Source organism: Rhizobium herbae, from assembly GCF_017873135.1.
GTDB lineage: Bacteria > Pseudomonadota > Alphaproteobacteria > Rhizobiales > Rhizobiaceae > Pararhizobium > Pararhizobium herbae.
Genome location: NZ_JAGGJV010000002.1, coordinates 291,829 through 316,396, shown reverse-complemented (window position 1 = coordinate 316,396; position 24,568 = coordinate 291,829). Strand labels below are relative to the sequence as shown.

The 24,568-nt window shown below is 61.0% G+C and carries 18 protein-coding genes; 8 read left to right on the top strand and 10 right to left on the bottom strand.

Annotated features, from left to right (window positions below):
• Positions 1-2: 2 nt before the first annotated feature.
• The 6 genes from J2Z75_RS06795 to J2Z75_RS06770 form a co-directional block, all read right to left on the bottom strand.
• Positions 3-773, bottom strand: coding sequence for a glutamine amidotransferase (locus J2Z75_RS06795; protein WP_209849621.1), 771 nt, complete (start codon positions 771-773; stop codon positions 3-5).
• A 29-nt stretch (positions 774-802) separates the two neighbouring features.
• A complete protein-coding gene (locus tag J2Z75_RS06790) occupies positions 803-1,891 on the bottom strand; it encodes a phosphotriesterase family protein (RefSeq protein ID WP_209850647.1) in 1,089 nt (362 codons plus the stop codon).
• 2 nt (positions 1,892-1,893) lie between these two features.
• The gene (locus J2Z75_RS06785) at positions 1,894-2,919 is read right to left on the bottom strand and encodes an ABC transporter permease (protein ID WP_209849618.1); all 1,026 of its coding nucleotides are present in this window, start codon (positions 2,917-2,919) and stop codon (positions 1,894-1,896) included.
• Entirely contained in the window at positions 2,916-3,710 is a 795-nt protein-coding gene (locus J2Z75_RS06780; protein WP_209849617.1) for an ATP-binding cassette domain-containing protein, read from the bottom strand. Before J2Z75_RS06780 ends, J2Z75_RS06785 begins: the two co-directional genes overlap by 4 nt.
• Positions 3,711-3,863: 153 nt before the next feature.
• The gene (locus J2Z75_RS06775) at positions 3,864-4,805 is read right to left on the bottom strand and encodes an ABC transporter substrate-binding protein (protein ID WP_209849616.1); all 942 of its coding nucleotides are present in this window, start codon (positions 4,803-4,805) and stop codon (positions 3,864-3,866) included.
• Positions 4,806-4,933: 128 nt separating this feature from the next.
• A complete protein-coding gene (locus J2Z75_RS06770) occupies positions 4,934-5,554 on the bottom strand; it encodes a cupin domain-containing protein (RefSeq protein WP_234937199.1) in 621 nt (206 codons plus the stop codon).
• An 894-nt stretch (positions 5,555-6,448) separates the two neighbouring features.
• Here J2Z75_RS06770 and J2Z75_RS06765 point away from each other — a divergent pair.
• The 4 genes from J2Z75_RS06765 to J2Z75_RS06750 all read left to right on the top strand — a co-directional run bounded on the left by J2Z75_RS06765 (position 6,449) and on the right by J2Z75_RS06750 (position 17,957).
• Complete coding sequence (locus J2Z75_RS06765; protein WP_209849615.1) at positions 6,449-9,922, top strand: beta strand repeat-containing protein; 3,474 nt, start codon at positions 6,449-6,451, stop codon at positions 9,920-9,922.
• 641 nt (positions 9,923-10,563) lie between these two features.
• Complete coding sequence (locus J2Z75_RS06760) at positions 10,564-15,972, top strand: beta strand repeat-containing protein (protein ID WP_209849614.1); 5,409 nt, start codon at positions 10,564-10,566, stop codon at positions 15,970-15,972.
• 164 nt (positions 15,973-16,136) lie between these two features.
• A complete protein-coding gene (locus tag J2Z75_RS06755; RefSeq protein WP_209849613.1) occupies positions 16,137-16,379 on the top strand; it encodes a hypothetical protein in 243 nt (80 codons plus the stop codon).
• A 363-nt stretch (positions 16,380-16,742) separates the two neighbouring features.
• A complete protein-coding gene (locus J2Z75_RS06750) occupies positions 16,743-17,957 on the top strand; it encodes an alpha/beta hydrolase (RefSeq protein ID WP_234937231.1) in 1,215 nt (404 codons plus the stop codon).
• A gap of 74 nt (positions 17,958-18,031) precedes the next feature.
• Here the strand turns inward: J2Z75_RS06750 and J2Z75_RS06745 are convergent, their stop codons facing one another.
• Together J2Z75_RS06745 and J2Z75_RS06740 are read right to left on the bottom strand one after the other, a co-directional pair.
• Positions 18,032-18,283, bottom strand: coding sequence for a BON domain-containing protein (locus tag J2Z75_RS06745; protein ID WP_209849611.1), 252 nt, complete (start codon positions 18,281-18,283; stop codon positions 18,032-18,034).
• A gap of 95 nt (positions 18,284-18,378) precedes the next feature.
• Positions 18,379-18,633, bottom strand: a complete 255-nt coding sequence (locus tag J2Z75_RS06740; RefSeq protein ID WP_209849609.1) for a DUF982 domain-containing protein — start codon at positions 18,631-18,633, stop codon at positions 18,379-18,381.
• Between the two features lie 141 nt (positions 18,634-18,774).
• Here J2Z75_RS06740 and J2Z75_RS06735 point away from each other — a divergent pair, with 141 nt between their 5' ends.
• Positions 18,775-19,719 (top strand): AEC family transporter, encoded by a 945-nt coding sequence (locus tag J2Z75_RS06735; protein WP_209850643.1) that lies wholly within the window; start codon positions 18,775-18,777, stop codon positions 19,717-19,719.
• An 80-nt stretch (positions 19,720-19,799) separates the two neighbouring features.
• Here the strand turns inward: J2Z75_RS06735 and J2Z75_RS06730 are convergent, their stop codons facing one another.
• Positions 19,800-20,492 carry a c-type cytochrome gene (locus J2Z75_RS06730; protein ID WP_209849607.1) on the bottom strand — a complete coding sequence of 231 codons (693 nt, stop codon included), beginning with the start codon at positions 20,490-20,492 and terminating at the stop codon, positions 19,800-19,802.
• A gap of 156 nt (positions 20,493-20,648) precedes the next feature.
• Between J2Z75_RS06730 and J2Z75_RS06725 the strand changes: the two genes are divergently transcribed.
• The 3 genes from J2Z75_RS06725 to J2Z75_RS06715 all read left to right on the top strand — a co-directional run bounded on the left by J2Z75_RS06725 (position 20,649) and on the right by J2Z75_RS06715 (position 23,531).
• Positions 20,649-21,401, top strand: a complete 753-nt coding sequence (locus J2Z75_RS06725) for a 3-deoxy-manno-octulosonate cytidylyltransferase (protein ID WP_209849605.1) — start codon at positions 20,649-20,651, stop codon at positions 21,399-21,401.
• 12 nt (positions 21,402-21,413) lie between these two features.
• On the top strand, positions 21,414-22,268 hold the full coding sequence (locus tag J2Z75_RS06720; RefSeq protein WP_209849603.1) for a prephenate dehydratase: 855 nt from the start codon (positions 21,414-21,416) through the stop codon (positions 22,266-22,268).
• 189 nt (positions 22,269-22,457) lie between these two features.
• Positions 22,458-23,531, top strand: a complete 1,074-nt coding sequence (locus J2Z75_RS06715) for a porin (RefSeq protein ID WP_209849600.1) — start codon at positions 22,458-22,460, stop codon at positions 23,529-23,531.
• A 61-nt stretch (positions 23,532-23,592) separates the two neighbouring features.
• Here the strand turns inward: J2Z75_RS06715 and nudC are convergent, their stop codons facing one another.
• A complete protein-coding gene (nudC, locus tag J2Z75_RS06710) occupies positions 23,593-24,567 on the bottom strand; it encodes an NAD(+) diphosphatase (protein ID WP_209849597.1) in 975 nt (324 codons plus the stop codon).
• Position 24,568 lies beyond the last annotated feature (1 nt).

Sequence of the window (24,568 nt, the reverse complement as noted above, 5' to 3'; positions counted from 1 at the left end):
GCTCAGGCTTTCGCGGTCGCCCAGGCAAGCATCTGTTCGAACAGCGTCTTGTAGCCCGACCACGCAATGAAGCTCGACGGCAGCCAGTGCGGACCGACGTCAGAGGCCCAGGCGACCGTCCGGCCCTTGCCGTAGGTTCCCGTCACCAGAAGCGGCTGCGAGCCGTAATCCGTCGAGACCGTCGCCAGCACCTCCGCCCCGTCCTTGACCGTTACCTCGTTATAACCGAGCAGAACCGGCCAGTCGGTTCCGAGCCCCTTGAGAATGGGATGGCTCGCCATGCCCGTGACGACCGGTGCGAAGCCTTCCGGGACCTCGACGCGGTCATCAAAGGGCAAGCAGGAGACAGGAAGGACTTCCTCGACGGGCGTCTTGTGATAGCGCGCGCCGCCGTTGATGCCCTGGAAACTGTAGTAGCCACCGAACATCAGGAGTGCGCCGCCGTTGCGAACATAGTCGCGCAACAGACGAAGACGGTTTGGCGTGGTCTTGGAGTGGATCCAGGTATCGGGATGCAGCAGCAGAGTGTTGGCGCCGATATCCGACAGGATGATGGCCTCATAGGCGGACAGAGCTTCCAGCGATTGCGGAAAATCGCGCTGCGCCTCATGCGCCGGCATGAACTGGACGTCGAACGGGCTGTTCTTCAGCGCTGCCAGAAGCTCGTCCGCACCGGTGTGATAGGTGACGGTCGGAAACTGGTCGAACCCCTTGATGTGGGTTGCGGTGGAAACCCAGGACTCGCCTGCGAGAAGAACTTTGGACTTGGACATGGAAACTCCTTGGACTTTGATGCCAGCGGTCAGGGCGCGCTGGAGAAAACGGATTTCGGATTGTCGATCAACATCCTGTCGATGGCAGCCTGATCGACCCCGTGGCGCTTCAGGCGTGGCAGGAAGTGTTTCAGGATGAAGCCGTAGCCGAAGCCGCCATAGCGGGTGAGCATGATTTTCAGGAACACGTCCTGCGACAGCAGAATGCGGTCGCCGTAGCCCATGTCGATCAGGGAACGAATGGCGCGCGCATTCTGCTCGTCGGAGGGCGACTGGGCATCCTGGTCGGCATAATAGAAATCCATGCCGATCATGTCGTATTCGAGAAAGGCTCCGCGCTCGGCCAGCGCCTTCTGATAGGGCAGATCCTCATGGCTCGGGTTCATATGGCAGAGGATCGTGTGCCGTAGATCGGCGCCTTCCTCTTCCACGACGTCGAGAACCTCGTGCGCCAGGCGTTCCCAGCCGGGCAGGTGGACCGAGAGCGGCACGCCCGTGATCTTCGACGCACGGGCGGCACCCCGCAGCGATTTGCGCTCCTCGGACGTGAAATCCTTGCTGACGCCGATCTCGCCGATAATGCCGGCCATGATCTCGGGTTGTTTTTCACCCCCGCCGATGTCGTCGACGATGAATTCCGTCACGGCATCGACATCCATCGCCTTCAGCCAGTCCGGATGGCTGAACTCCAGATAGAAGCCGGTGCCCATGACGATCTTGAGGCCTGACATTTTGGCGATCCGGGCAAGCTTGGCCGGTTCGCGGCCGATGCCGATATTGGTGGTGTCGACGACGGTGTGACCGCCCAGCGCCTGGAAGCGCTTCAGTTCCGACAGCGCCAGATCGCCATCGTCGAGCGAAACGTTGTCGCGGTTCATGTAGGGGTTCATCCGCAACTCGCCGATGATCTCCATGCTGACCTTCTGCGTGCCGATGGCCTGCGCATCCGGGTGGCATGGGCATCGCCAGGACTTCTCCCCATCGAGGAAAATGTGCTCGTGCATCAGGGTGGTGCCCATGTCGTCGACCGGGATGGGGCCGAGAACGGTCATCACCGTCCCGGACGTCACGCCAATGGCGGCACGCGGTGGAACTGGGCTGTCGAACAGATGATCCACCGTCACTTGCCCCGCACCGCGCCGCGAAACAGGCGGAAGTTCAGCCACACGGCGATCAGGATGATCGTGCCGGTGACAATGGGGGTGAGGAATGGTGACATATGGGCAAGGATCAGGCCGTTGGCAATGACCGCAACCGTCAGCGCGCCAAGCACCGTGCCGACAATCGTGCCCCTGCCCCCGAACAGGCTGGTGCCGCCGAGAACCACCGCCGCGATCACTTCCAGCTCGAACCCCTGCCCCGCATTGGATGAGCCGGAGCCGAGGCGGGCCGCGAGAATGACCCCGGCGAGTGCCGCCGACACGCTTGACAGAATATAGACGAACAGGATCGTGAAGCGCGTGTCGATGCCTGCGCGCCGCACCGCTTCCATGTTGGCGCCGATGCCGGTGACGTAGCGGCCAAATGGAGTGTCGTTGAAGACGACGTACGCGAGCGCCAGGATGCAAAGCGCGATCAGCGCGGGAACGGGAATGCCGAGGAACCACGCCCGGCCGATGGTGGTGAACAGGCTCGTGGTCTCGATCGGAATGGAGTAGCCGCCGGTGATCAGAAGGGCGATGCCGCGGATGACGGACAGGCCGGCGAGCGTGACGATGAAGGCCGGAATACGCTCATAGGCGATGAAGAATCCGTGGATCGCACCGATGAAGGCACCAAGAGCCAGCATCATGACGATGACAAGCGGCCATGGCAGGCCGGCCTGCAGCGCCGTTGCCGACAGCGTGGCCACCAAAGCCAGCACCGAACCGACCGAAAGATCGATCCCGCCGGTCGTGATGACGAAGGTCATGGCGGCCGCCACGATCAGCAGCGGCGCCGATTGGCGCACGATGTTGAGCAGATTGGGTGCCGTGAGGAAGGCGTTGGTGACGAGCGAGAAGACGACGCAGACCACCAGAAAGAACAGCGCGATCGAAACGACGCTGCCGTTCGCCAGCAGCTTGTCCCAGAGGGTTGCCTTGCGCAATCGTGCCTGCGAGACGTGAGAACCGGCATGCCCGGTCTGCGATGTGGGCATGGTCATGCGGAAGCTCCGGTTTCATGGCCGTTATGGGCGGAACGGGCGGCGAACTTGCGCCCGACGATGAGGTTGACGACCTCCTCGATGCTGGTGTCCTCGATCCGTCGTTCGGCGACATTGCGGCCTTCGTACATGACCTGGATACGGTCGCAGACGAGAAAGAGGTCCTGCAGGCGGTGCGTGATGAGAATGACGCTGACGCCGCGGGCACTGACTGCGCGAATGAGTTCGAGAACCGCCTCGACTTCCGCCACGGCAAGCGCCGCCGTCGGCTCGTCCATGATCAGCACCTTCGGCTCGAACGAAGCGGCACGGCCGATGGCGATCGACTGGCGCTGACCACCGGAAAGGTTCTCCACTTTCAGGCGGGTATCGGCGATGACGATGCCGAGCCGGTCGAGCATATCGCGGGTCAGTGCATGCATCGTCTTCTTGTCGAGAAGCGGCATGCCGAGTACATGGCGGCGCGGCTCGCGGCCGAGGAAAAGATTGCCGGCAACATCGACCGTGTCGCACAGCGACAGGTCCTGATAGACCATCTCGACATGGGCGGCGCGGGCATCGGCGGGCGAGGCAAAGGATACGACCTTCCCGTCGATCTCGATCGTGCCGCTGTCGGGAATGACGGCGCCAGAGAGAACCTTGCTCAGTGTCGACTTGCCGGCGCCGTTGTCGCCGACGAGACCCAGAACTTCGCCGGGCTTCAGTGTCAGCGAGACATTGTCGAGCGTCTGGATGGGATGGTAGCGTTTGCAAATACCGGTCATGCGGACGCGGTAGGTATCAGTTGTCATGGTGGGTTTTCCCGTTCATGGCGACCTCTCATCCCGATAGCAGCCGTGATGACGCGGCCATCGGACACAAAAAGGGATGCCGCTCGCTTCTCTCCCGTCAACGCGAGAGAGGATGCCAGAGGGGGGCGCGAGCGGCAATCCGGAGAAGGGTTGTTACTTGAACATGCCCTTGAACTCAGCGACATTGTCCTTGGTGACGATGGTCACCGGAACATTGATGATCGGCTCGATGGTTTCGCCCTTCTTGAGCTTGACCAGCGCTTCGACGGCAGCCTTGCCCTCGCCGGCCGGATCCTGCTGCACGACGGCGGTGACCCAACCCTCTTCAATGCCCTTGACGGCCTGCGCGGTCAGGTCCCAGCCGAAGATCTTGACGTCCTTCTGCCGGCCCTGGCTCTCGACCGCGGAGACGGCGCCGATCAGCTGCGGCTCACCCGTCGCATAGATCGTCGTCATGTCGGGATTGGCGGTCATCAGGTTTTCGGCCGCGCCGAGGGCGATGTCCTGCTGGTTCTGGCCATCGACCGTGTCGAGGAAGGTGACGGCCTGGCCGCCGTCGGTCACGGCCTTCTTGAAGCCGTCGAGACGCTGGTTCTGAATGAAGGAATTGAGCGCGCCGACGATGCCTGTCTTGGCAGTGCCCGACATGTCCGACTTCACATAATCCGAAAAGAACTTGCCGATGTCTTCACCGGCCTTGGCGTTATCGACGCCGATGAACGAAACATTGTCGCCGCCGGGGATCTGCGCGTCGATCGCGATCACCGGAATGCCGGCCGCCTTTGCCGCCGTAATCGCCGGCTTGACGCCATTGACGTCGATGGCGACGAGAATGATGCCGTCCACCTTCTGCGTGATATAGGTCTCGATCGCATCGTTTTGCGCGGCCGGAACGTTGTTGGCGTTGAAGATCACCAGATCGACATTCGCAGCCTTTGCGGCAGCCTGGGCACCGTCATTGATCTGATTGAAGAAGAGAGCCTGCTGGTTGATGGTGACGAGAGCGAAGGTATCCGCCTGGGCGGAAGCCGCTCCAAAAGCGATGGTGAAGGCAAGAGCGGCTATGCCGCCGGAAAGAATTTTGGAAATGCGCATTCGGGTTCCCCTTTTTTTGAATGACCCGTCGTCGGGCTCATCGAGCGCTTGAGCGCCGGGGCATAATTCAATGAGCTTGAACCTTTGTCAAGTAACTTGAATTGCGCTTTTTTAGACTCGCACTGCGTTCAGAATGTCGCCGGCGTGTTCACCCAGAAGATGCTGGCTCTTTGTTTTCCGACATTCCTGTAATGGTGCGGCAACTCCGAATTGAAGACGAAGGCATCGCCCGCCGACAGCAGGAAACTTTTTTCGTCGACGATCAGTTCGATCTCCCCTTCCAGCAGGTAGCCCACCTCCTCGCCCGCGTGCTGAATGGGGCCGGCACTGGCACCTCTTTCCTCGATATGATGGATGTTGCACTGGAGCAGATGTCCGGGCGAATACGGAATGATCCGCTCCAGCGAGATTCCCTCGCCGCGACGCAGAGGGTCCAGCGCGATCAACGGGCGCGTGCCCGCACGAAAGATGATCCCCTCCTCGCCGTCCGATTCTTCGAACATCCAGCCAATATTGGTGTCCAGCGCGGCCACAAGACGATGCAGCATCGGCAGTGAGGGCGATGCCTTGCCGTTTTCGATTTTCGACAGAAGACTTTCCGAACAATGCGCCGCGTCAGCCAGTGCCTTCAATGTCATGCCGCGGGTCTGGCGCGAAAGACGCAGGCGCATCCCGAGACGTAAAGGATTTTGCGCGGGAGCCTCATGCATTGTCATCGGTACGTCGCTCGTTTTGTTTGTCTGGTTCATGCGGCGGCTGTCTTTTTTCAAAGTGTCCAGGAAAGACGGCCACGCCTGTCTTCAGCTCTCGCCGTCTGGACGCTACGGTTCCGCGCAAAGGCGCAACACACCCAGTCGTCAATAGCATTGCCCTTTCATTAAAATCAACCTTCTTGAACAGGAATACATGTGCCGCGATGCGATCCCCCGAAACGCTGATCAGCCTGCATCTTGGCCCACTCTATCCGAAAGTCGCCAGCGGAGAACCGATACCGGCACCGCACAATCCACTGGATCGCCAACGTTCAGGCCGTCATCCGCGACTATGCTGCCGCATGCCGGTCGTAATGCGCAGGCATCGTTCAGCGGTCACCTGAAAATCAACCGAAAACCGACATGACTGCCGGCTGTAGCAAAGACTTCGTTATCCCTGGCAGGATCGAAGGTGCACGGCCGGTCGTACATCGAGATTTTCATCGCCTCCCGGCAACAGCCTGAAGAACGGCCGTATTCATACAATTCGAAGACATAAGTAAATCTTACGACAAACATTGTCACTTTTATGCAACCGACAATACCCATTGATGAAATAAACCATATGGAATAACGTAGTGCATAATGTAATTTTTATACATTTGCGGCGCGTTCAGCGCGAAAGACATATGTGAACATGATCGTGTATATTTCCGCGAATTATACAGTGCATGGCATATTTCGAGTTTTACAATCGCTTTGATTTTTCCGCCTGATGCTGAGCTCACTCCAGTGTCTGTATGCATATCTTGAATATTCTCGCAGTGCCGTACGTTACATGTTCCAAGCATGACACATGATAAATAATGCTTGCGGCACGACAGCGTCGTCGCCGTGAACGAACCATTCGCCACAATCACGTCAATCGTTTCATTCACCCGGGAGGCATAAATGACCACGACACCCGCACTTTGGCTTGCCCAGAAACAAGCGAATACCACTGATACAGGCACCACCGGCGACGATCAGACCGGAATAAGGCTCGTTGCCTTAGCCAACGGCAATTTCATTGCGCTTTGGGAATCCAACACCGACGATGGCGTGGGAAGCGCCGGCGGGACCGATATCATCGGCCAGCTCTACGACGCCGAGGGAAACGCGATCGGCGGCGAATTTCGGGCCAATGACGGTTTCTTCGCGGACGATGAAGGTGTTTTCGAAGCTTCCGGGCTGCCGAACGGCAATTTCGCTGTTGTTTACGAGGACACCGACGTAAACGGCACATCGCTGCGATACAACATCCGGGATGCAAACGGCGCCTTAGTGGCAACGGGTACGATTGCCACCGATCCCGGCGCCAACGATCTGGGCGATCCTTCGATCACAGTCAATTCCGACGGAAGCTTCCTGGTCGTCTATCAGGAAATCAATTCGGGCGCGAACACGACGCAGACATTCGGCGTCATCGTCCAGAGCGACGGCACGACTGTAGGCGCGCCAATTTCGCTGATGGGCGCCTCAACGTCGACCAATGTCGGCACGCAGCAGGTCGATGCCGATACGCTGACCAACGGCAACTACGTCATCGTCTCGCGGGACACCGGCACGGACAACGGCCTGGCGATGCGTATCATTTCCTCGACGGGCACCAATGTGCTGGCCTTTACCAATGTCGCCGATACCGTCACCAACGGCGACAACGACGCGGCACCGACCGTAGCCGCGCTTTCCGGTGGCGGCTATGTGGTTGCCTGGCAAAATACCGACGTCAACGATACCGATCTCGAATTTCAGATCTTCAATGCGGCGGGCGCGACCGTTGGCGGCATTGTAACCGTCAACAGCGGCGGCGCGACGGACAACAACGTGGCCCCTGAGCTGGTCGGCCTGTCCGATGGTGGTTTCGTTATCGTTTATGACGACAACGAGGCGGGCACGATCGCCTTGCAGCGCTACGACGCCTCGGGGGCGGAAGTCGGTACCGAGGTCATCGTCGCCACAGATGGCGTCGCTACCAACAGCTCGCCCACCATTTCGCTGACCGATGACGGCCGCCTTATGGTCGGCTGGACGGCCGATTCCTTCAGCGACAGCGATGTCCAGTTCGCAATCTTCGATCCTCGCGAAACCACGCTCAACGGCGACGGCACGAGTGAAGTCATCACCGCGTTCGCTGATGGCGGCACCGTCAATGCTGGTTCCGGAGCCGATACGATCTTCGGCAGCGCCTTCGCCGATACGCTGAACGGCGAGAATGGTAACGACACCATTCATGGTCGGGGCGGCGACGACCTGATCGAGGGCGGTTTTGACGGCGACACGCTCTTCGGCGATGACGGCAACGATACTATCTTTGCGATGACCCAGGCAGCTCCCGACGACTCGGGCGTGGGCGACACCATTTCCGGCGGCAACGGAAATGATACAATCACCGGATCCTCGGGCGGCGACAACATCAACGGCGACGCAAACGACGACACGATCGACGGTGGCGGTGGCGCCGACACCCTTCAAGGGGGCACAGGGAACGACACCTTCATCTTCAACACCGGCGACATATCAGCCGGTGAAACGATCGACGGCGGCGCGGAATCGGACCGACTGCTCGTCGCATCCGAAACAAGCTTTGTAGACGCTACACTCACCTCCATCGAAGAGATCGAGTTTCTCGCCGGGTCGCCAGGGCAGACCATTACCGTTGCCGCCGCCCAGGTGGGTGCAGGTCTTGCTGCCAATCTGGTCGTCGATTTCAACGCCACCGGGAGCCTGGACAAGTTCCTGGTTTCAATGCTGAGTTCCACAAGCGTCGACCTGTCGCAGTTCCAGGTCCAGGACTTCGATCCGGTCGGCACCGAAAATGACCGGCTGATCGTGCTGGGCGATGACGACAGCGAAACCATCCGTGGCACGAATGTCCGCGACGAACTCTTCGGTGTGGGCGGCAATGACATCCTCGATGGGGGCCAGGGCAACGACTATCTGTCGGGCGGCGTGGGATCGGATCGCGCGACCTATGCCAATGCCGCGACCGGGCTCATCGTCAATCTGTCGGACGCCGCTCAGAATACCGGCGAAGCGACGGGCGACGGCTACAACTCGATTGAGAATCTCACAGGCTCTGCATTCGCGGACACGCTCACCGGCACCAACGGTACCAACAGCATCATCGCCGGCAGCGGCGACGATGCCGTGTTTGGCTTGAACGGCAGCGACAACCTGTTCGGTCAGGATGGCAACGACGTTCTGACCGGCGGCACTGGTGCCGACGATTTGTCTGGTGGCGCGGGCAGCGACAGAGCCTCGTATGACACCGCCGCAGCCGGTGTCATCGCCGCTCTGCTGAGCCCTGCGGGCAATACAGGGGATGCGGCGGGCGACACATATACGTCCATTGAGAACCTCACCGGTTCGAACTTCGCCGACACGCTGACGGGTACCAACAGCTTGAACAGCATCATCGGCGGTGGGGGCGACGACACCATCGTCGGCCTCGGCGGCGACGACAATCTGTTCGGCCAGGACGGCAACGACGTGTTGAACGGTGGCGTCGGTGCCGACGACCTTTCCGGTGGCAACGGGTCCGACCGGGCGACCTACGAGGACGCTGCTGCCGGCGTTACCGCAGCGCTTCTGAGCCCGGCAACCAATACCGGCGAAGCCGCCGGCGATACATATGCCTCCATCGAGAACCTGACCGGTTCCGATTTCAACGACAAGCTCACCGGTACCAACGGCTTGAACAGCATCATCGGTGGCAGCGGCAACGATACCATCTTCGGTCTCGGCGGCGACGACAATCTGTTCGGTCAGGACGGCAACGACGTGCTGATCGGTGGCGTCGGTGCCGACGATCTTTCCGGAGGCAACGGCACGGACACCGCCTCGTATGAAACTGCGGCGGCAGGCGTCGTCGCCAGCCTTACAACTCCTGCCGCCAATACGGGCGACGCGGCCGATGATACATATTCGTCGATCGAGAGCCTGACCGGTTCCGCCTTTGGCGATACGCTGACGGGCAACAGCGCCATCAACGTAATCCTGGGCGGTAACGGAGCCGACACACTGAACGGACGGGCAGGCGACGACACGCTGACAGGCGGCTCGGGCAACGACAACTTCCTGTTCGATACAGCGGTGGGCGCAACCAATGTCGATACCATCACCGACTTCAACTTCGTGAACGACACGATCCAGCTGGACAACGCCATCTTCAACGCCATCGTCGGGGTGGGAACGTTGACCGCAGCACAGTTCGTGGCCAATGCCAGCGGTACGGCCGCCGACGCCGGTGATCGTATCATCTACGAGACCGATACCGGCAAGATCTTCTACGATACCAACGGCAATGCCGCCGGCGGTTCGACCTTGATTGCCAATGTCACAGCCGGGCTCGGTATAACCAACGCTGATTTCTTCATCGTCTGAGTTCCGTAATCTGCCATTATCGGTGATAAATTCGACAGCGCCGGGAGCCTCGCTCCCGGCGCTGTCTTGTCAGCCGCTCGTAGCAGACGCGAAAATGGATGCTTGCATCGACGCTATCACACAGGCCGGGATTGCGGTTTATCCCTCTACGTCACGGCGGCGCCGAAGAAAGCCGATGTGGCTTGCGCTTTTAAAAACTTGCCGCTCATCCTACGGAAAAGCAGGCGCCCCCGCCATCGCTGTCACGGATTTCGGTATTGGTCACCAGCGACGCTGGCGCTGCCGGGCAGATTGTTGCTCGCGTCTGTCGACGACAAGACGGTAATCACCGCCCAGGTGGGAAATGCGGCAGGTGGCAGGTACGGCAGCTCAATGGCAAGTCGCGCAGGATTGCGAGTGAAGACGGCCTGATACTTCATTCCCGTCCCGAGCCGGCAATCATCTGCCCGCCAACGCCGGTCGGACGGCGCGTTGCCGCGGCTGGCGCTGAATCTGACTTCACACACTCAACTTGAGGTGTTAATTATGCATCGTGCCAGAGGGAGGAGAACTTCTTGGCAGCCTCATTTCAGCAGTTCATTTTTATTTGATGCCTTTTTCGCGTGGGCGTCGCCTGCTTGGCGATGTTTAGGGGGTATTTCATGTCCTTGCTGGTCACCAATCCTGATAATGAAACCGACGGCGGCTCGCTGGAACTCGACGGCGCGTCGTTCATCACGTCGACCGATGTCGGGGGGATCACCTACGTCTTCGTCGCCGGCGCGACGGACAACGGCATCAGCGTATTCTCGCTGGGCCTTGATGGTTCTCTGAACAATGTCTCGAACGTGACCGACAGTGGCGCGCTGAACCTGGTCGGGGTCAGCGGGCTCTCAACGATCACCTCGAACGGCAACACCTATCTGATCGCCGCCGGGGCGGGCGACAACGGCCTCAGCGTATTCCGGGTCGGCACCGGCGGTGCCCTGACCAGCGTCGACAACGTCGCCGACGACGCCACCCTGAAACTTGGTGGCGTGGCGCGCGTGACGACGGCAACGGTCGGCGGCAATGCCTATGTGTTCGCAGCCGGCACCAACGACGACGGCATCAGCGTCTTTCGCGTCGCGGGCGACGGCAAGCTGACCGATGTCGCCAACCTCGCTGACACCGGCGTGTTCGAGCTGGACGGCGTCAAGGGCCTGACCACCGCCGTCATCGGCGGCAACACATTCCTGTTCGCAGCCGGCGGCGTCGATGATGGTCTCAGCGTCTTCCAGGTTGCCGCCAATGGCAGCCTGACCCACACCAGTTCGGTCACCGACGACGCCACCCTCAAGCTTGACGGGGCGTCTGACATCGCCACCGCAGTGGTCGGCGGTGTCACCTATGTGTTCGCCACGGGCACGATCGACAACGGCATCAGCGTCTTCTCGGTCAATTCGTCGGGCATCCTGACCAATGTCGCCAACGTTTCCGATAGCGCCAGCCTGCGTCTGGCCGGGGCTACGGGCCTGTCTGTTTCGCTCATGGGCTCGACCACCTATCTGACGGTCGGCGGCGGCGAAAATGGCCTCAGCATGTTCAGGGTGAATGCCGGCGGCACCCTCACTTTCATGGACAACATTGACGATGGCGGCTCCAGGGAGCTGGCGGGCACCACCCAGGTGCATACCGCAACCGTCGGCGGCACCAGCTACATCATTGCGGCCGGCTCGACGGACGACGGCATCAGCACCCTCGGCCTCAAACCCAGCGGCCAGCTGTGGTTTACCACCGAGGGTGGTGACGGCGATACCCGCATCGTGAGAGTCAACAACGATGGCTCCAGCCAGACCATCAACATCGACAACACGCCGGCCACCGATCCGCTGCCGAGTTCGTTCCAGGCCGATGTCGGGCTGGACACAGCGGCGGGCTTTTACTTCGGCTTGTCGAACAGCGGAACTTTCGGCGACAACGCTCTGCTGGTGCGTGGCAATATCGGCAGTTCCGCCACCCCGACAACCGTCGTCGATTTCCCCGATACCGTGATCGTCAACGGCATGCAGGTCGATGCGATCAACCACAAGATCTATGTCGGCTACCAGGACGGCAGCGGTTCGGCGCCGGCCAATACCGGCATCCGGGTCTATAGCTACAATCCGTTGACCGGTGCGCTCACCGACCAGGGCTTCCTGGTCACCTCGGCCACCGACACCCGCGGCCAGGAGAGCGGCTTCGACCTGCTCGACCCGCGCGACTTTGCACTGGATTCCTCAATCGGCCGGCTGTTCTATACGGAGCTTCTGACGGGCGGCGCTGCCTCCATAGGCCTCTTCCGCCTCGACCTCGCCAGCCCCAACACCACAACCCAGCTGGTCAGCCAGGCCCAGTTCCCCGACGACGGTTCCAACGGCTATATCTATGACGTCGAGGTCGACCAGACGACCGACCTCGTCTATTTCACGACCCAGTCGAATGCACCGTCGCCGGACGCCGGCTACAACGCCGCGCAGAATGCCATCTGGTACATCAGCGAGAACGCGTCGAGTGGCACCGCCGTCAAGGTATCGCTGGCCGGCATGCCAGGCGGCTCGACGTTCTACCCGGGCGACATGACCTTCGATCAGACGAAGCGACAGCTTTACGTCGAGTCCGAAGAAGGCAACGGCGGCAGCGCGGATGACGTGATCTACGTCTTCCAGCTGGATGGGGCGGGCACCACGGCCACCCTGATCAACAGCATCTATCCCAGCCCGACCTTTGTCAGCAACGGCGCCAACATCCAGGGCATGACCTTCTCGCAGATCGCGATTTTGAACAGCCTTTCCGGCACTGCCGCCCAGCCAGCCGAACAGGGCGGCGCGGGCACGGTGCTGTTGACCGGTGCGCCTGTGATCACCGATTTCGATGGGGATCATCTGGCCGGCGCGACAGTGCAGATCACCGGCGGCACGTTCTCGTCGAACGAGACCAGTGCTGCGGATGATCACCTGGTGTATGGGGCTTCGTCGCAGATCAGCGGACTGATATCGGGGACGAATATCACGATCAGCTGGAATGCCTCCACCTCGACCCTGTCTTTCAGCGGCTATGACACGATTGCCAATTATCAGGCAGCACTGGCGGCAGTCCGCTTCTATTCTACGGGGGACAACCCCACCAACTATGGGCTGAACACCGATCGAACCATTACCTGGACCGTCAGCGACGGGACGCCCGATGTGCCCGGCGGAAGCCAGAACAGCGGCACGACCGTGATCACCATCGGCGCGGTGAACGATGCGCCGGTAAACGGCACGGTCTCCAGCGCCACGGGCAACGAGGACGCCAGCATTGCCGTCACCGGCCTGCAGATCGGCGATCCCGATGCCAACCCGGCCCTCGACACAGTAACGGTTACGCTCAGCGTCACCAAAGGCGTACTGACGCTGTTGACCAATGTCTCCAGCGGCCTGACCAGCGGCGAAGTCTCGGGCAACGGCACCGCCACGGTCACGCTGACCGGTACGCTGAACGAGATCAACGCGACGCTGGCAGCCACCAACGGCCTTCTTTTCACCGGCAACGCCAACGTCAACGGTACGGACACCCTGACGGTGGTGACCAATGACGGCGGCGGCACAGGCTCGGGCGGCGCCCAGTCCGACACCGACGGCTACACCATCACCATCAACGCATTGAACGACGCCCATACTGGCGGCGCGGCGATCAGCGGCACGGCCACCGAAGATCAGGTCCTTACCGCCGTCTCGACGCTTGCAGACGTCGATGGCATCGGTACGCTGCACTATCAGTGGCAGCACGACGTGGGCGGCGGCTATGTCAATGTCGGGACCGACCAGTCGACCTATACGCTTGGCGACAGCGACGTCGGGGGTGTTGTCCGAGTGGTTATTTACTACACGGATGCCGGTGGTACGGTGGAATCCGCGACCAGTTCCGGAACGGCGGCGATCGCCAACGTCAACGACGATCCGACGGGCGGCGTGTCGATCACCGGTACCACGACCGAGAACCAGATTCTGACGGCCAACACCGCCGCTCTGGCCGATGCCGACGGCCTGGGAACGCTGCACTACCAGTGGCAGCGCAATAGCGGGTCGGGTTTCGTCAATGTCGGAACCGACCAGACGACCTACACGCTTGGCGATGCCGATGTCGGCGCCATCATACGCGTGGTGACCAGCTACACCGACGGTCGGGGTTCCGCGGAAGCCGTGACCAGCACAGCGACGGCTGCGATCGCCGGGGTCAACGATCCACACACAGGCGGCGCGTCGATTACCGGCACGGCAACCGAAGATCAGGTTCTCACCGCCGTCTCCACGCTTGCCGACGTGGATGGATTGGGAACGCTGCATTATCAGTGGCAGCACGACGTCGGCTCGGGCTACGTCAATGTCGGAACCGACCAGTCGACCTATACGCTTGGCGACTCCGACGTTGGCGGCGTTGTCCGCGTGATCATCAGCTACACCGACGGTCAGGGTTTCGCGGAAACCGCGACCAGCGCCGCGACGGCTGCCGTCGCCAACATCGATGACCTGGCCGTGGCCCAGGACGACGCTTTCTCAACAAACGAGGCGACCGTGATCGGCGCGGGCCTGAGCGTCTTCAACAACAATGGCGACGGTGCCGACACCGATCCGGATTCGGCGCTGTCGGTGATCGAGGTCAACGGTTTGGCGGCGAATGTCGGCACGGCGGTGACGCTTGCCTCCGGTGCGCTGCTGACACTGAATGCCGATGGCACGTTCAGCTATGATCCGAACGGTGCGTTCGACGACCTGCCTGGCGCATCGTCCGGGGCATCCAATCTCACGCGGGACGACAGCTTCACCTACACGCTTGCGGGCGGCGATGTAGCGACGGTCGTCGTTACCGTATCCGGTGTCGATAGCGACGGCGACGCGCTGAGGGGCATCGGGGGTGTCAACGATATCCTGACCGGCGGCATCGGCAGCGACAAATATTTCATCGGCGATGCCGGCGACACGATCGTCGAGACAGCCGGACAGGGAACCGCTGATCGCGTCTATGCCGAGGTCAGCTTCACGCTCGCCGCGGACGATGACATCGAGATCCTGAGCACGATAACGTCGACCGGCACGGGCGCCATCAACCTGACCGGCAACACACTGTCGCAGACGATCTACGGCAACGCCGGCAACAACATCCTGCATGACGGCGGAACCTCCGGCTCCCCGCTCTTCGCCTCCTCCCCCGACCGGCTGGTCGGCGGCGACGGAAACGATACCTATCTTGTCTACAACACCGGCGATGTCGTGGTCGAAAACGTCAATGAAGGGACGGACCGCGTCTCGGCCGGCGTCGATTACAAGCTCGGCAGCGGCGTCCATGTCGAGCTTCTCAACACCACCTCGCTTGCCGCCACCTACGCGATCGATCTCACCGGCAACAGCTTCGCGCAGACCATCCGCGGCAATGCCGGCGACAACATCCTCAACGACGGCGGCGCCGGCGCCGCCGATACCCTCATCGGCGGCGATGGCAACGACAGCTATCTAATCTACAATGCCGGCGACACGATCGTCGAGCTGACAGGCGAGGGGAACGACCGCGTCAGCGCCAGGGTGGACTTTGTCCTGGCGGACGATGCCAGCATCGAATATTTGAATACAACCTCGCTGCTTGCCACACATGCGATCGACCTGACGGGCAACAACCTGAGCCAGTTGGTGCGCGGCAACGCGGGCACGAACACACTGGACGGCGGCGACGGCGACGACTTGCTCTATGGAATGGGCGGGCAGGACAGCTTCCGCTTCTCTACCACGCTGAGCGCCGGCAACATTGACAGGATCGGCGACTTTAACGTCGCCGACGACAGGATCGAGCTCGACCACACGATCTTTACGGGCCTGTCGATCGGCGCGCTGTCTGTCTCGGCATTCAAGGATACCGCCGTGGCGGAAAAAGACGCCAATGACCGCATCATCTACAACTCCGATACAGGCGCGCTTCTCTATGACGCGGACGGGTCCGGCACGGCATTCGGCAATGTCAGGTTCGCAACCCTTATCGGCGACCCGACCCTCACCGCCGCCGACTTCTTCGTAGTCTGACGCAAAATGGGGTCGATGCCAACGTAACCGAACCGCGCGCAGAATTGCCGCTGTTGCATGTGGTCGGATAGCTCGCCTACGGTCAATCGAGGAGATGGTGTAGGTCGGCTTTCCGCTTGAATACCCGCCGCAACCTCGATGTTGCCGCTCAAGGAGAAACGAGCATGACCTATGTTGCATCCCCCAAGCGTCCTGTTGGTCACCCGGATCGAGCACTCGACTGTGAAGAAGCGCTCGAAGCGGCACTCAGGCACGTGACGGAAGGTGAAACGCTCGGGGAGCAGGACATCGAAGCCCGGCTTGTCCAGGGCGGCCTGGCGGCAGGATGGGAAGAGGCGGAACTCAGGACAGCGATCGCCGACCTCCGCCGGAACGCTGCGCTGGGACTGCAGGGATTGTCGGAATAGCTATTCGGTCGAATTTGACCTGTTCTTTGGCGAGGCCGGGCATTCCCCGGCCGTTCCTCAAGATGGTGACGGCATCCTGCGCCAACAGGCAGGCCGTCCACCGCCATTCTCCCCGTTCCGACGAAAGCTCTCAGCGCTTGTCAAAAACGGCTGCATCCTGCCGGCCATCGTCTTGTGTCAAAAATACAATACGATGCTCTAGCTGCGTGTTGCAGGCTTGACGACGGTTACCGACTGTGGACGGAGTCGGCTCCGCAATTCCGGAAAGTTTTGTGAATTGTTATTTTCGTTGGAAGCGTATTCATGACCTCGATATCGAACGCCAGGCCTTTCAAGCCATCATCGCCGGGACGCATCCGGCGCATGGTGGTCACGCTGCCGCTCGTCCTGGCGCTCAGCGCTTGCGGCGGCCATGTCAAGGGTGTCATGCAACCGCTCAACCTTGCCGCCGAGCCAAACGGCAATGCGGTCGTCGATATGCTGGTGGCGACCAGCCGCCTGCCGTCCGACAATCCTGCGACGCTGTTTTCCGGGGAGCGCAGCGTAAACCCCTCGATCACCGATGTCGCCGTCTCCATACCGTCGGACAAGGCGCGGGCCGCCGGAACGGTGCAATGGCCGAAGAAGCTGCCGCCCAACCCGGAAACGGATTTCGCCGTCGTCAGGGTACAGCCGGTGGCAACGGGCAAGGAGGCCCACGACTGGGTGCGCCGTCATTCGTCCGGTGGACATGCAATGGTGTTCATCCACGGCTTCAACAATACCTATGAGGATTCTGTCTTCCGGTTTGCCCAGATCGTTCACGATTCCGGCGCCGATGTGACGCCTATTCTGTTCACCTGGCCGTCGCGGGCAAAGGTGTTCGATTACAATTACGACAAGGAAAGCACCAACTATTCGCGCACCTCGCTGGAGATGGTGCTGAAGGCGCTGGTCGAGGACAAGAACATCAAGGACATCACGATCCTCGCCCATTCTATGGGAACATGGCTGGCGATGGAATCGATCCGCCAGATGGCGATCCGCGACGGCAACCTGCCGAAGAAGATCGAGAACGTCATTCTGGCCTCACCCGATATCGATGTCGATGTGTTCGCGCGGCAGTGGAGCGAACTGGGCGACAAGAAACCGAACTTCACCATCTTCGTCTCGCAGGACGACCGGGCGCTGGCCCTATCGCGCTACATCTCCGGCGACGTGCAGCGGCTGGGACAGATCAACCCGGCGGAAGAACCCTACAAGACCAAGCTGGAGAACGCCGGCATCACCGTCGTCGACCTGACCAGGGTGAAATCCACCGACCGCCTGAACCACGGCAAGTTCGCCGAAAGCCCCGAGATCGTGCAGCTGATCGGTCAGCGGCTGGTTACCGGCCAGACGCTGACGGATTCCGACATCGGCGTCGGCGACGGCATCACGGCGATCGTCGCCGGAACGGTAAACACCGTCGGCAAGGTCGCGGCGACCACGGTCGCAACGCCGGTTGACCTTCTCTCCGGAAACATCAAGCCGCTGCCCAAGAAAAAACCTATCGATACCGGCACGACGTTCCAGAGCGAAACCACGCCGTTGAACTGAGTTGCCGGATCGGGGAAAGCGGGAAATCGTGCCCTCGACTGTTCGTAAAAGGCTTGGCCGCAAATCCGCTGGAGCTACAGCACCTCCACCCGGTTCTCGACGAGATGCACGCCGATCACCGAGGCCGCCGCTTCCTCGATGCAGCCGATTTCGGCTTTGGACGAAACATGGCCGCTGAGCACGACAGTACGGCCGAACGCCATCACCGACAGGCCCGACGTGTCGATCAGCGCGGCATACCGGATATAGCGCAGCACCTTCCCGGCCAGATCATCACCGGTCAGGTTCGAATGGTCGTCCTGGTGAACGTAGATTTGCTTGTGCATGGCCATGGTGTCCTTCGAGGGGACAACGCAAGCTTTTCCCGAATGTTCCGCTTTTCTGCAATGGCTTCATCGTGACGGGAAACGTGCAACCGGCATCAGGTGCCCGGCTGAACGTGGATGAAGGCTTCGACGGCCGCGGCAATGAAATCCTGGCGGGCATAGTCCACCGGCTGCTCGCCGCGCAGCACATGGCCGCACATTTGGATTGCCGCCTTGTATGCATTGCCATCGTGAACCGGCCACTTCTCGAGAAGACATTCCGCCGCCTCGCGCGTATGGCGAATGGTGCGATATCTTCCTATCCCGTCGAGTTCGAGGACGACGGGCTCCTGCCACCATTTTTCGATCATTCGGCAACCTCCCGTCACCATCCTGTCATATGAGCCTTGCGTGAAATATACGCCTTGCCCGCTACTTGCTCCGCCTCGGGTTGCGGCATCCCTCCGAATGGGTCTATGGCGGACGTTCATTTTGCCAAGAGGCTGCGCCTGATGTCCGATGTCTTCCTGAATGTCGTGCCGATTTTCGTCCTGATCCTCCTGGGTTGGCTGATCGTGCGGATGAACTACCTGAAGGCGACGGTCGGGGACGGGCTTGGGGACTTCGTCTTTCGGGTTGCCGTGCCGGTGCTTTTGTTTCGCACCATCGCGGAGGCCGACTTCCGGGACGGTTCGCCATGGCCGCTCTGGGTCGCCTATTTCTCCGGCGTCGCGGTGACATGGACGCTCGGGCATCTCGCAGCCACGCTGTTTTTCAAGAAGGACGCGCGCATCGGCGTACTCGCCGGGGTCTCGTCTGCCTTCGCCAACACGGTCTTCATCGGTCTGCCGCTCGTTTCGCGCAGCGTCGGCGAGGAAGGTGTCGTCGCCCTGTCCATCCTCCTGTCGGTGCACCTGCCGGTCATGATGATCGCCGGCACCATCCTGATGGAGCGCGCCGAGCGCAAGGCCAGCGGCAAACCGGGACAGAGCCCGCTCAGGCTGCTCAAAGGCATCCTGCGCAATCTGGTGCGCAATCCGCTGGTCATCGGCCTGGTGCTTGGAGCACTGGTTCATCTCGTCGGCGTGCCGCTCGGCGGTCCGGTCAAGATCGTCGTCGACCAGCTTGCAGGCGTCGCAGCGCCGGCCGCGCTGGTCTCGATCGGCATGGCGCTCGACAAATACGGTCTTGCCGGCAATACCGGTCTCGCCTCGATCACCAGCGCCCTGAAGCTGATCGTTCTGCCGGCAACCGTCTACGGCGCCTGCCAGCTGCTTGGCCTCAACAGCGACTGGACGGCGGCGCTGGTGCTGACCTCATCCGTTCCTACCGGCGTCAATGCCTGGCTGATCGCCAACCACTTCAATGTCGGTCACGGGCTCGCCTCCTCGACGATCACCATCACCACCGCGCTCGGCGTCATTTCGGTTTCCGCCTGGGCCTATATCCTGCTGTAGCAAAGCGGCAGCAGGAACGTAGACATGAGAAAGCCCGGCACTTGGCCGGGCTTTATTCTTTCAGCTGCGCTTTGTTGCGTTTATTGGGCAGGCGCCGTTTCCGTGGCAGGCTTCGTCGCCTCGCCTTCGGTCGCAGGCTTTGCCCCTTCCGTAGCGGGCTTGGCAGTTTCGCCTTCGGCAGCCGGCTTTGCGGCTTCGCCCTCAGTGGCAGGGGTCGCGGCAGCAGACGCGTCGGGCAGAGCAACCGGCGAATCGGCCTGCTCGCGCAGCCAGGCAATCAGATTGGCGCGCTCGTCCGGCTTCTTGACGCCGGCAAAGCCCATCGCGGTGCCAGGAACATGCTTCTTCGGTGCTTCGACGAAGAAGCTCAGGTGATCGTAGGTCCAGGTCTTGTTGGCTTCGGCGAATGTCTTCATGCCGGCCGAATAGGCAAAACCTTCATGCGAGGCGATCGGCCGCTCGACCACGCCCCACAGGTTCGGGCCAACCTTGTTGGCCCCTCCCTTCTCGGCGGTGTGACAGCTTGCGCATTTCTTGAAGACGGTCGCGCCTGCCGTTGCATCGGCAGCAGCCAGAAGCGGCTTGATATCGACTTCGGCTTCTGCCGCGCCACCGGCGCCGGCTTCCGATGTGCCTTCCTCGGCGATGATGGCGAAACCTTCCTTTTCGGGAGCTTCCGAATGGAAAATGCCTTCCGAGGCTATCGATACGGACATCAAAACAAAGACAGTACCAAGAAAGGCACCCACGCCCATGTTCACATATGAGTTCATCCGCCAATGCTCCCCTTGCAACCGGCCCAAACAAAACGCCAGCCTATCTTGAAATCGCGCGGAACCTATGTCTTTTGGCTTTGCGTTGCAACAGACATTATAAGCTCCGGACTGAGACCTTTTGACACTTTTCCGGCGCATTTTGAAGGCCCTACCATGAATAGCGACAATTTGGACAAAACCCTCATTCTCATTCCCGCGCGCATGGCCTCGACGCGGCTGCCGGGCAAGCCCCTTGCCGACATTTGCGGCCTTCCGATGATCGTTCAGGTCGCCTTGCGGGCGCGGGACGCGCAGGCGGGCAGGATCGTCGTTGCGGTGGATCACCAGGACACATTCGATGCGGTAACGGCCGCCGGCTTCGAAGCGGTGATGACAAGGGTCGACCACCAGTCGGGGTCCGATCGCATCTATGAAGCGCTGCTGAAGAGCGATCCGAACGGCAGGGCCGAGATCATCATCAATGTGCAAGGCGACCTTCCCACCATCGAGCCTGAGACAATCCGCGCCGCGCTGCGGCCGCTCGAAAATCCGGATGTCGATATCGCCACGCTGACCGTCGAGATCGAGGATGAAGACGAGAAGCTCAATCCGAACGTCGTCAAGGTCGTCGGCTCGCCGCTATCCGAGACCCGCCTGAAGGCACTTTATTTCACCCGCGCCACCGCACCGCACGGCAAGGGGCCGCTCTATCATCATATCGGCCTCTATGCCTATCGTCGCGCCGCGCTCGAAAAATTCGTATCCCTGCCGCCGTCGGCGCTGGAAAAGCGCGAATCGCTGGAGCAATTGCGGGCCCTCGAAGCTGGCATGCGCATCGACGTCGAGATCGTCAAATCCATACCGCTCGGTGTCGATACCCCGGCCGACCTTGAAAAAGCCCGGCGTCTTCTCGCCGCCAAAGCCTGATCGGACCATGCAATGATCACCAAGACCAACCGGATCTCCTTCCAGGGCGACTATGGCGCCAACTCCGACATGGCCTGCCGCGACATGTTTCCGGAGATGGAGCCGCTGCCCTGCCAGACATTCGAGGATGCTTTCCTGGCAGTCGAGAATGGCGAGGCCGATCTGGCGATGATCCCGATCGAGAACACGATCGCCGGCCGCGTCGCCGACATCCACCATCTGCTGCCCGAATCGCGACTGCACATCATTGGCGAATATTTCATGCCGATCCGGTTTCAGCTGATGGTGCTGCCGGGGGTTTCGCGCGATGAAATCCGCACCGTGCACAGCCATATCCATGCGCTCGGCCAGTGCCGCAAGATCGTGCGCGCCAATGGCTGGAAGCCTGTGGTGGCCGGCGATACGGCGGGCGCAGCCAAGCTCGTCTCCGAAATGGGCGACCGGTCGATGGCGGCCCTTGCCCCAAGGCTCGCTGCCGATCTCTACAAGCTCGACATCATCGCCGAGAATGTCGAGGACACGGAAAACAACGTGACGCGTTTCGTGATCCTGGCGCGCGACCCGAAGAACATCCACCGGAAAGCGGAAAACGACGTCATCGTCACCACCTTCGTCTTCAACGTCCGCAATATCCCGGCAGCCCTCTACAAGGCGCTCGGCGGCTTTGCCACCAACGGCATCAACATGACCAAGCTGGAGAGCTACCAGCTCGGCGGCAAGTTCATCGCGACGCAGTTCTATGCCGATATCGAGGGTCATCCGGAGGATGCGCATGTCCGGCAGGCGCTGGACGAGCTGCGATATTTCTCCGAAAAGGTTCGCATCCTCGGCTCCTACGCGGCGCATCCGATGCGGCTTGTCCTCTAAAGACCGCGTAGCGTTTCTCGCGGGTTAGAATTGGCGGCTGGAAATCACTGGCGAAAAGTGATTGTTTTACGGCGAACCGTTGTGATTTGTTCGTCGCGTTGAGCAGTGCCTGATCGGCAGTCCTCAATGCTTTCCGGCAACAACATGCGCTTGCGAGCCTTCCGCGAAATGCGCAACAAAGGCTGCCCCATGGCAATCAGGACACTTCTTCTCTGCTCCGCCGCCGCATTGGCGGCCTCGACGGGAGCAAGCGCCGCCGACGCCATCGTTGCCGCGGAACCGGAGCCCATGGAGTACGTGCGCGTCTGCGACGCTTTCGGCAAAGGCTACTTCTACATTCCCGGCACCGAAACCTGCCTGAAGATCAGCGGCTACGTGCGTTTCGATTCCAACTATGGCGAGAGCCCTTATTCGGGCGAGAGCAGCGGCTGGGATGCGTTTACGCGCGGAACGATCATGCTCGATGCACGATCGGACAGCGAATTCGGAACGTTGCGCAGCTTCATCGAACTGCGCAGCGACGCGAACAACATCACCGACACCAATACCTATCTCAACGCTGCCTATATCGAGATTGCAGGCTTCCGCGCCGGCTATGCCGATTCACGATACGACACCTGGCTGAATTCCGCCGGCAACATCATCAACGACGATGTGATCGATTACACCGGCGACCGGACCTCCCAGGTCAGCTACGTCTATGGCGGTGACATGGGCTTCTCGGCTTTGATCGGCCTCGAGGAAGGTGCCGGGAGCTATGATACCGGTTTCGCGCCGGTGCCGTCTGTCTCCTATCGCGGCAACGACTTTCCGCACGTTATCGGCGGGGTAAAGTACATGGGGGACTGGGGCGGCATCTCGGCCGTCGGCGGCTACGACACGGAAGCCGAGGCCTTTGGCGGCAAGCTCCGTCTCGATGTCAAGTTCAACGAGACGCTTTCAGTCTTCGTGATGGGCGGCTATCAGTCGGATTGGGACAATGACAATGGCCCCGGCGGATCGCGCCAACGCAACTACTATGGTCCGTGGGATGGCGACTGGGCCGTCTGGGGCGGGTTCTCCGCGCAGATGACCGAAAAGGCCTCGCTGAACGCGCAGGCAGCCTACGAGGAAGACGGAACTTTCGCCGGCGCCGTCAATGTCGAATATGCCGTGGTCGATGGCCTGACGCTCCAGCCGGAAATCAACTACACCGACTTCGGCGGCGAACGCGGCAACGGCAGCGCGATCGGCGGGACCATTCGACTACAGCGCAATTTCTGACCCGGTAAACGGCTAAAACAACACTCCATCGGCGTCCGCCATCCGCGGCTGCCGATTTTGTTCACTTTGGCCAGTCCAGCCAGTCGCGCATCAGCTGATGGGCGATCGCGCCCTTCGGCGGCGGACCGAGTTCCCCCGCCGCCAGCGTCACGCCGGTATTGCGGGCCAGCATGGCTGCTGTCTCCTCGCGCGTGAACCAGCGGCAATCTTCCAGTTCCTGATCGTCGCGGTGGATATCGCGGGACTTCGCCTCGGCATAACAGCCGATCATCAGCGTGTGCGGCATCGGCCAGGGTTGCGAGGCGTGGTAGCGGACGCGGCCGACGCGGATGCCGGATTCCTCATGGGTTTCGCGCCGGACGGCGTTCTCCATCGTTTCGCCCGGCTCGACGAAACCGGCGAGACAGGAATACATGCCCTCGGGAAAGTGCGGACTGCGGCCGAGCAGGCAGAGGTCGCGCTCCAGATCGATGGTCAGCATGATGACCACAGGGTCGGTGCGCGGGAAGACCATGTGACCGCAGGCGGAGCAGACACGGCGATAACCGCCGGCCTTGCCTTCCATGGCCGAACCGCACTTGCCGCAGAAGCGGTTGGTCGCATTCCAGGTGATCAGGCTTGACGCCTGCGCAAACTGGCCGAGCAATTCGTCGGGCAGCATCTGCTGGCGATAGAGCGTGCGGCCGTCGGCCAGCTTGAAAGGTTCGGGGAGCGTTTCCTCCGTCAAACCAATCGGGACAGCCAGCCGCGGCTCGCCATTGGCCAGGAAACCGAGCAGGATGGCATCGTCAAGGACCGGCTCCAGCCCCGCCAGCTCGTAGGGTGCAAACAGCGGGTCGATGATCTTCTCGTCGTGCTTGACGACCAGCTTGCCGCCGGAAAAAGCAAAGACATGCGCTCCCTCCTTGCGGAAGGCCACTTCCAGGCAATCGTCGGCACGATGTTCGGACTGTCTGTCGAGGTGATTTTCCGCGAATGCGACGAGCGTGCTCGGCTCGGGATGCGGGCTGTGCAGGTCGAAGATCGATGTCGTCATG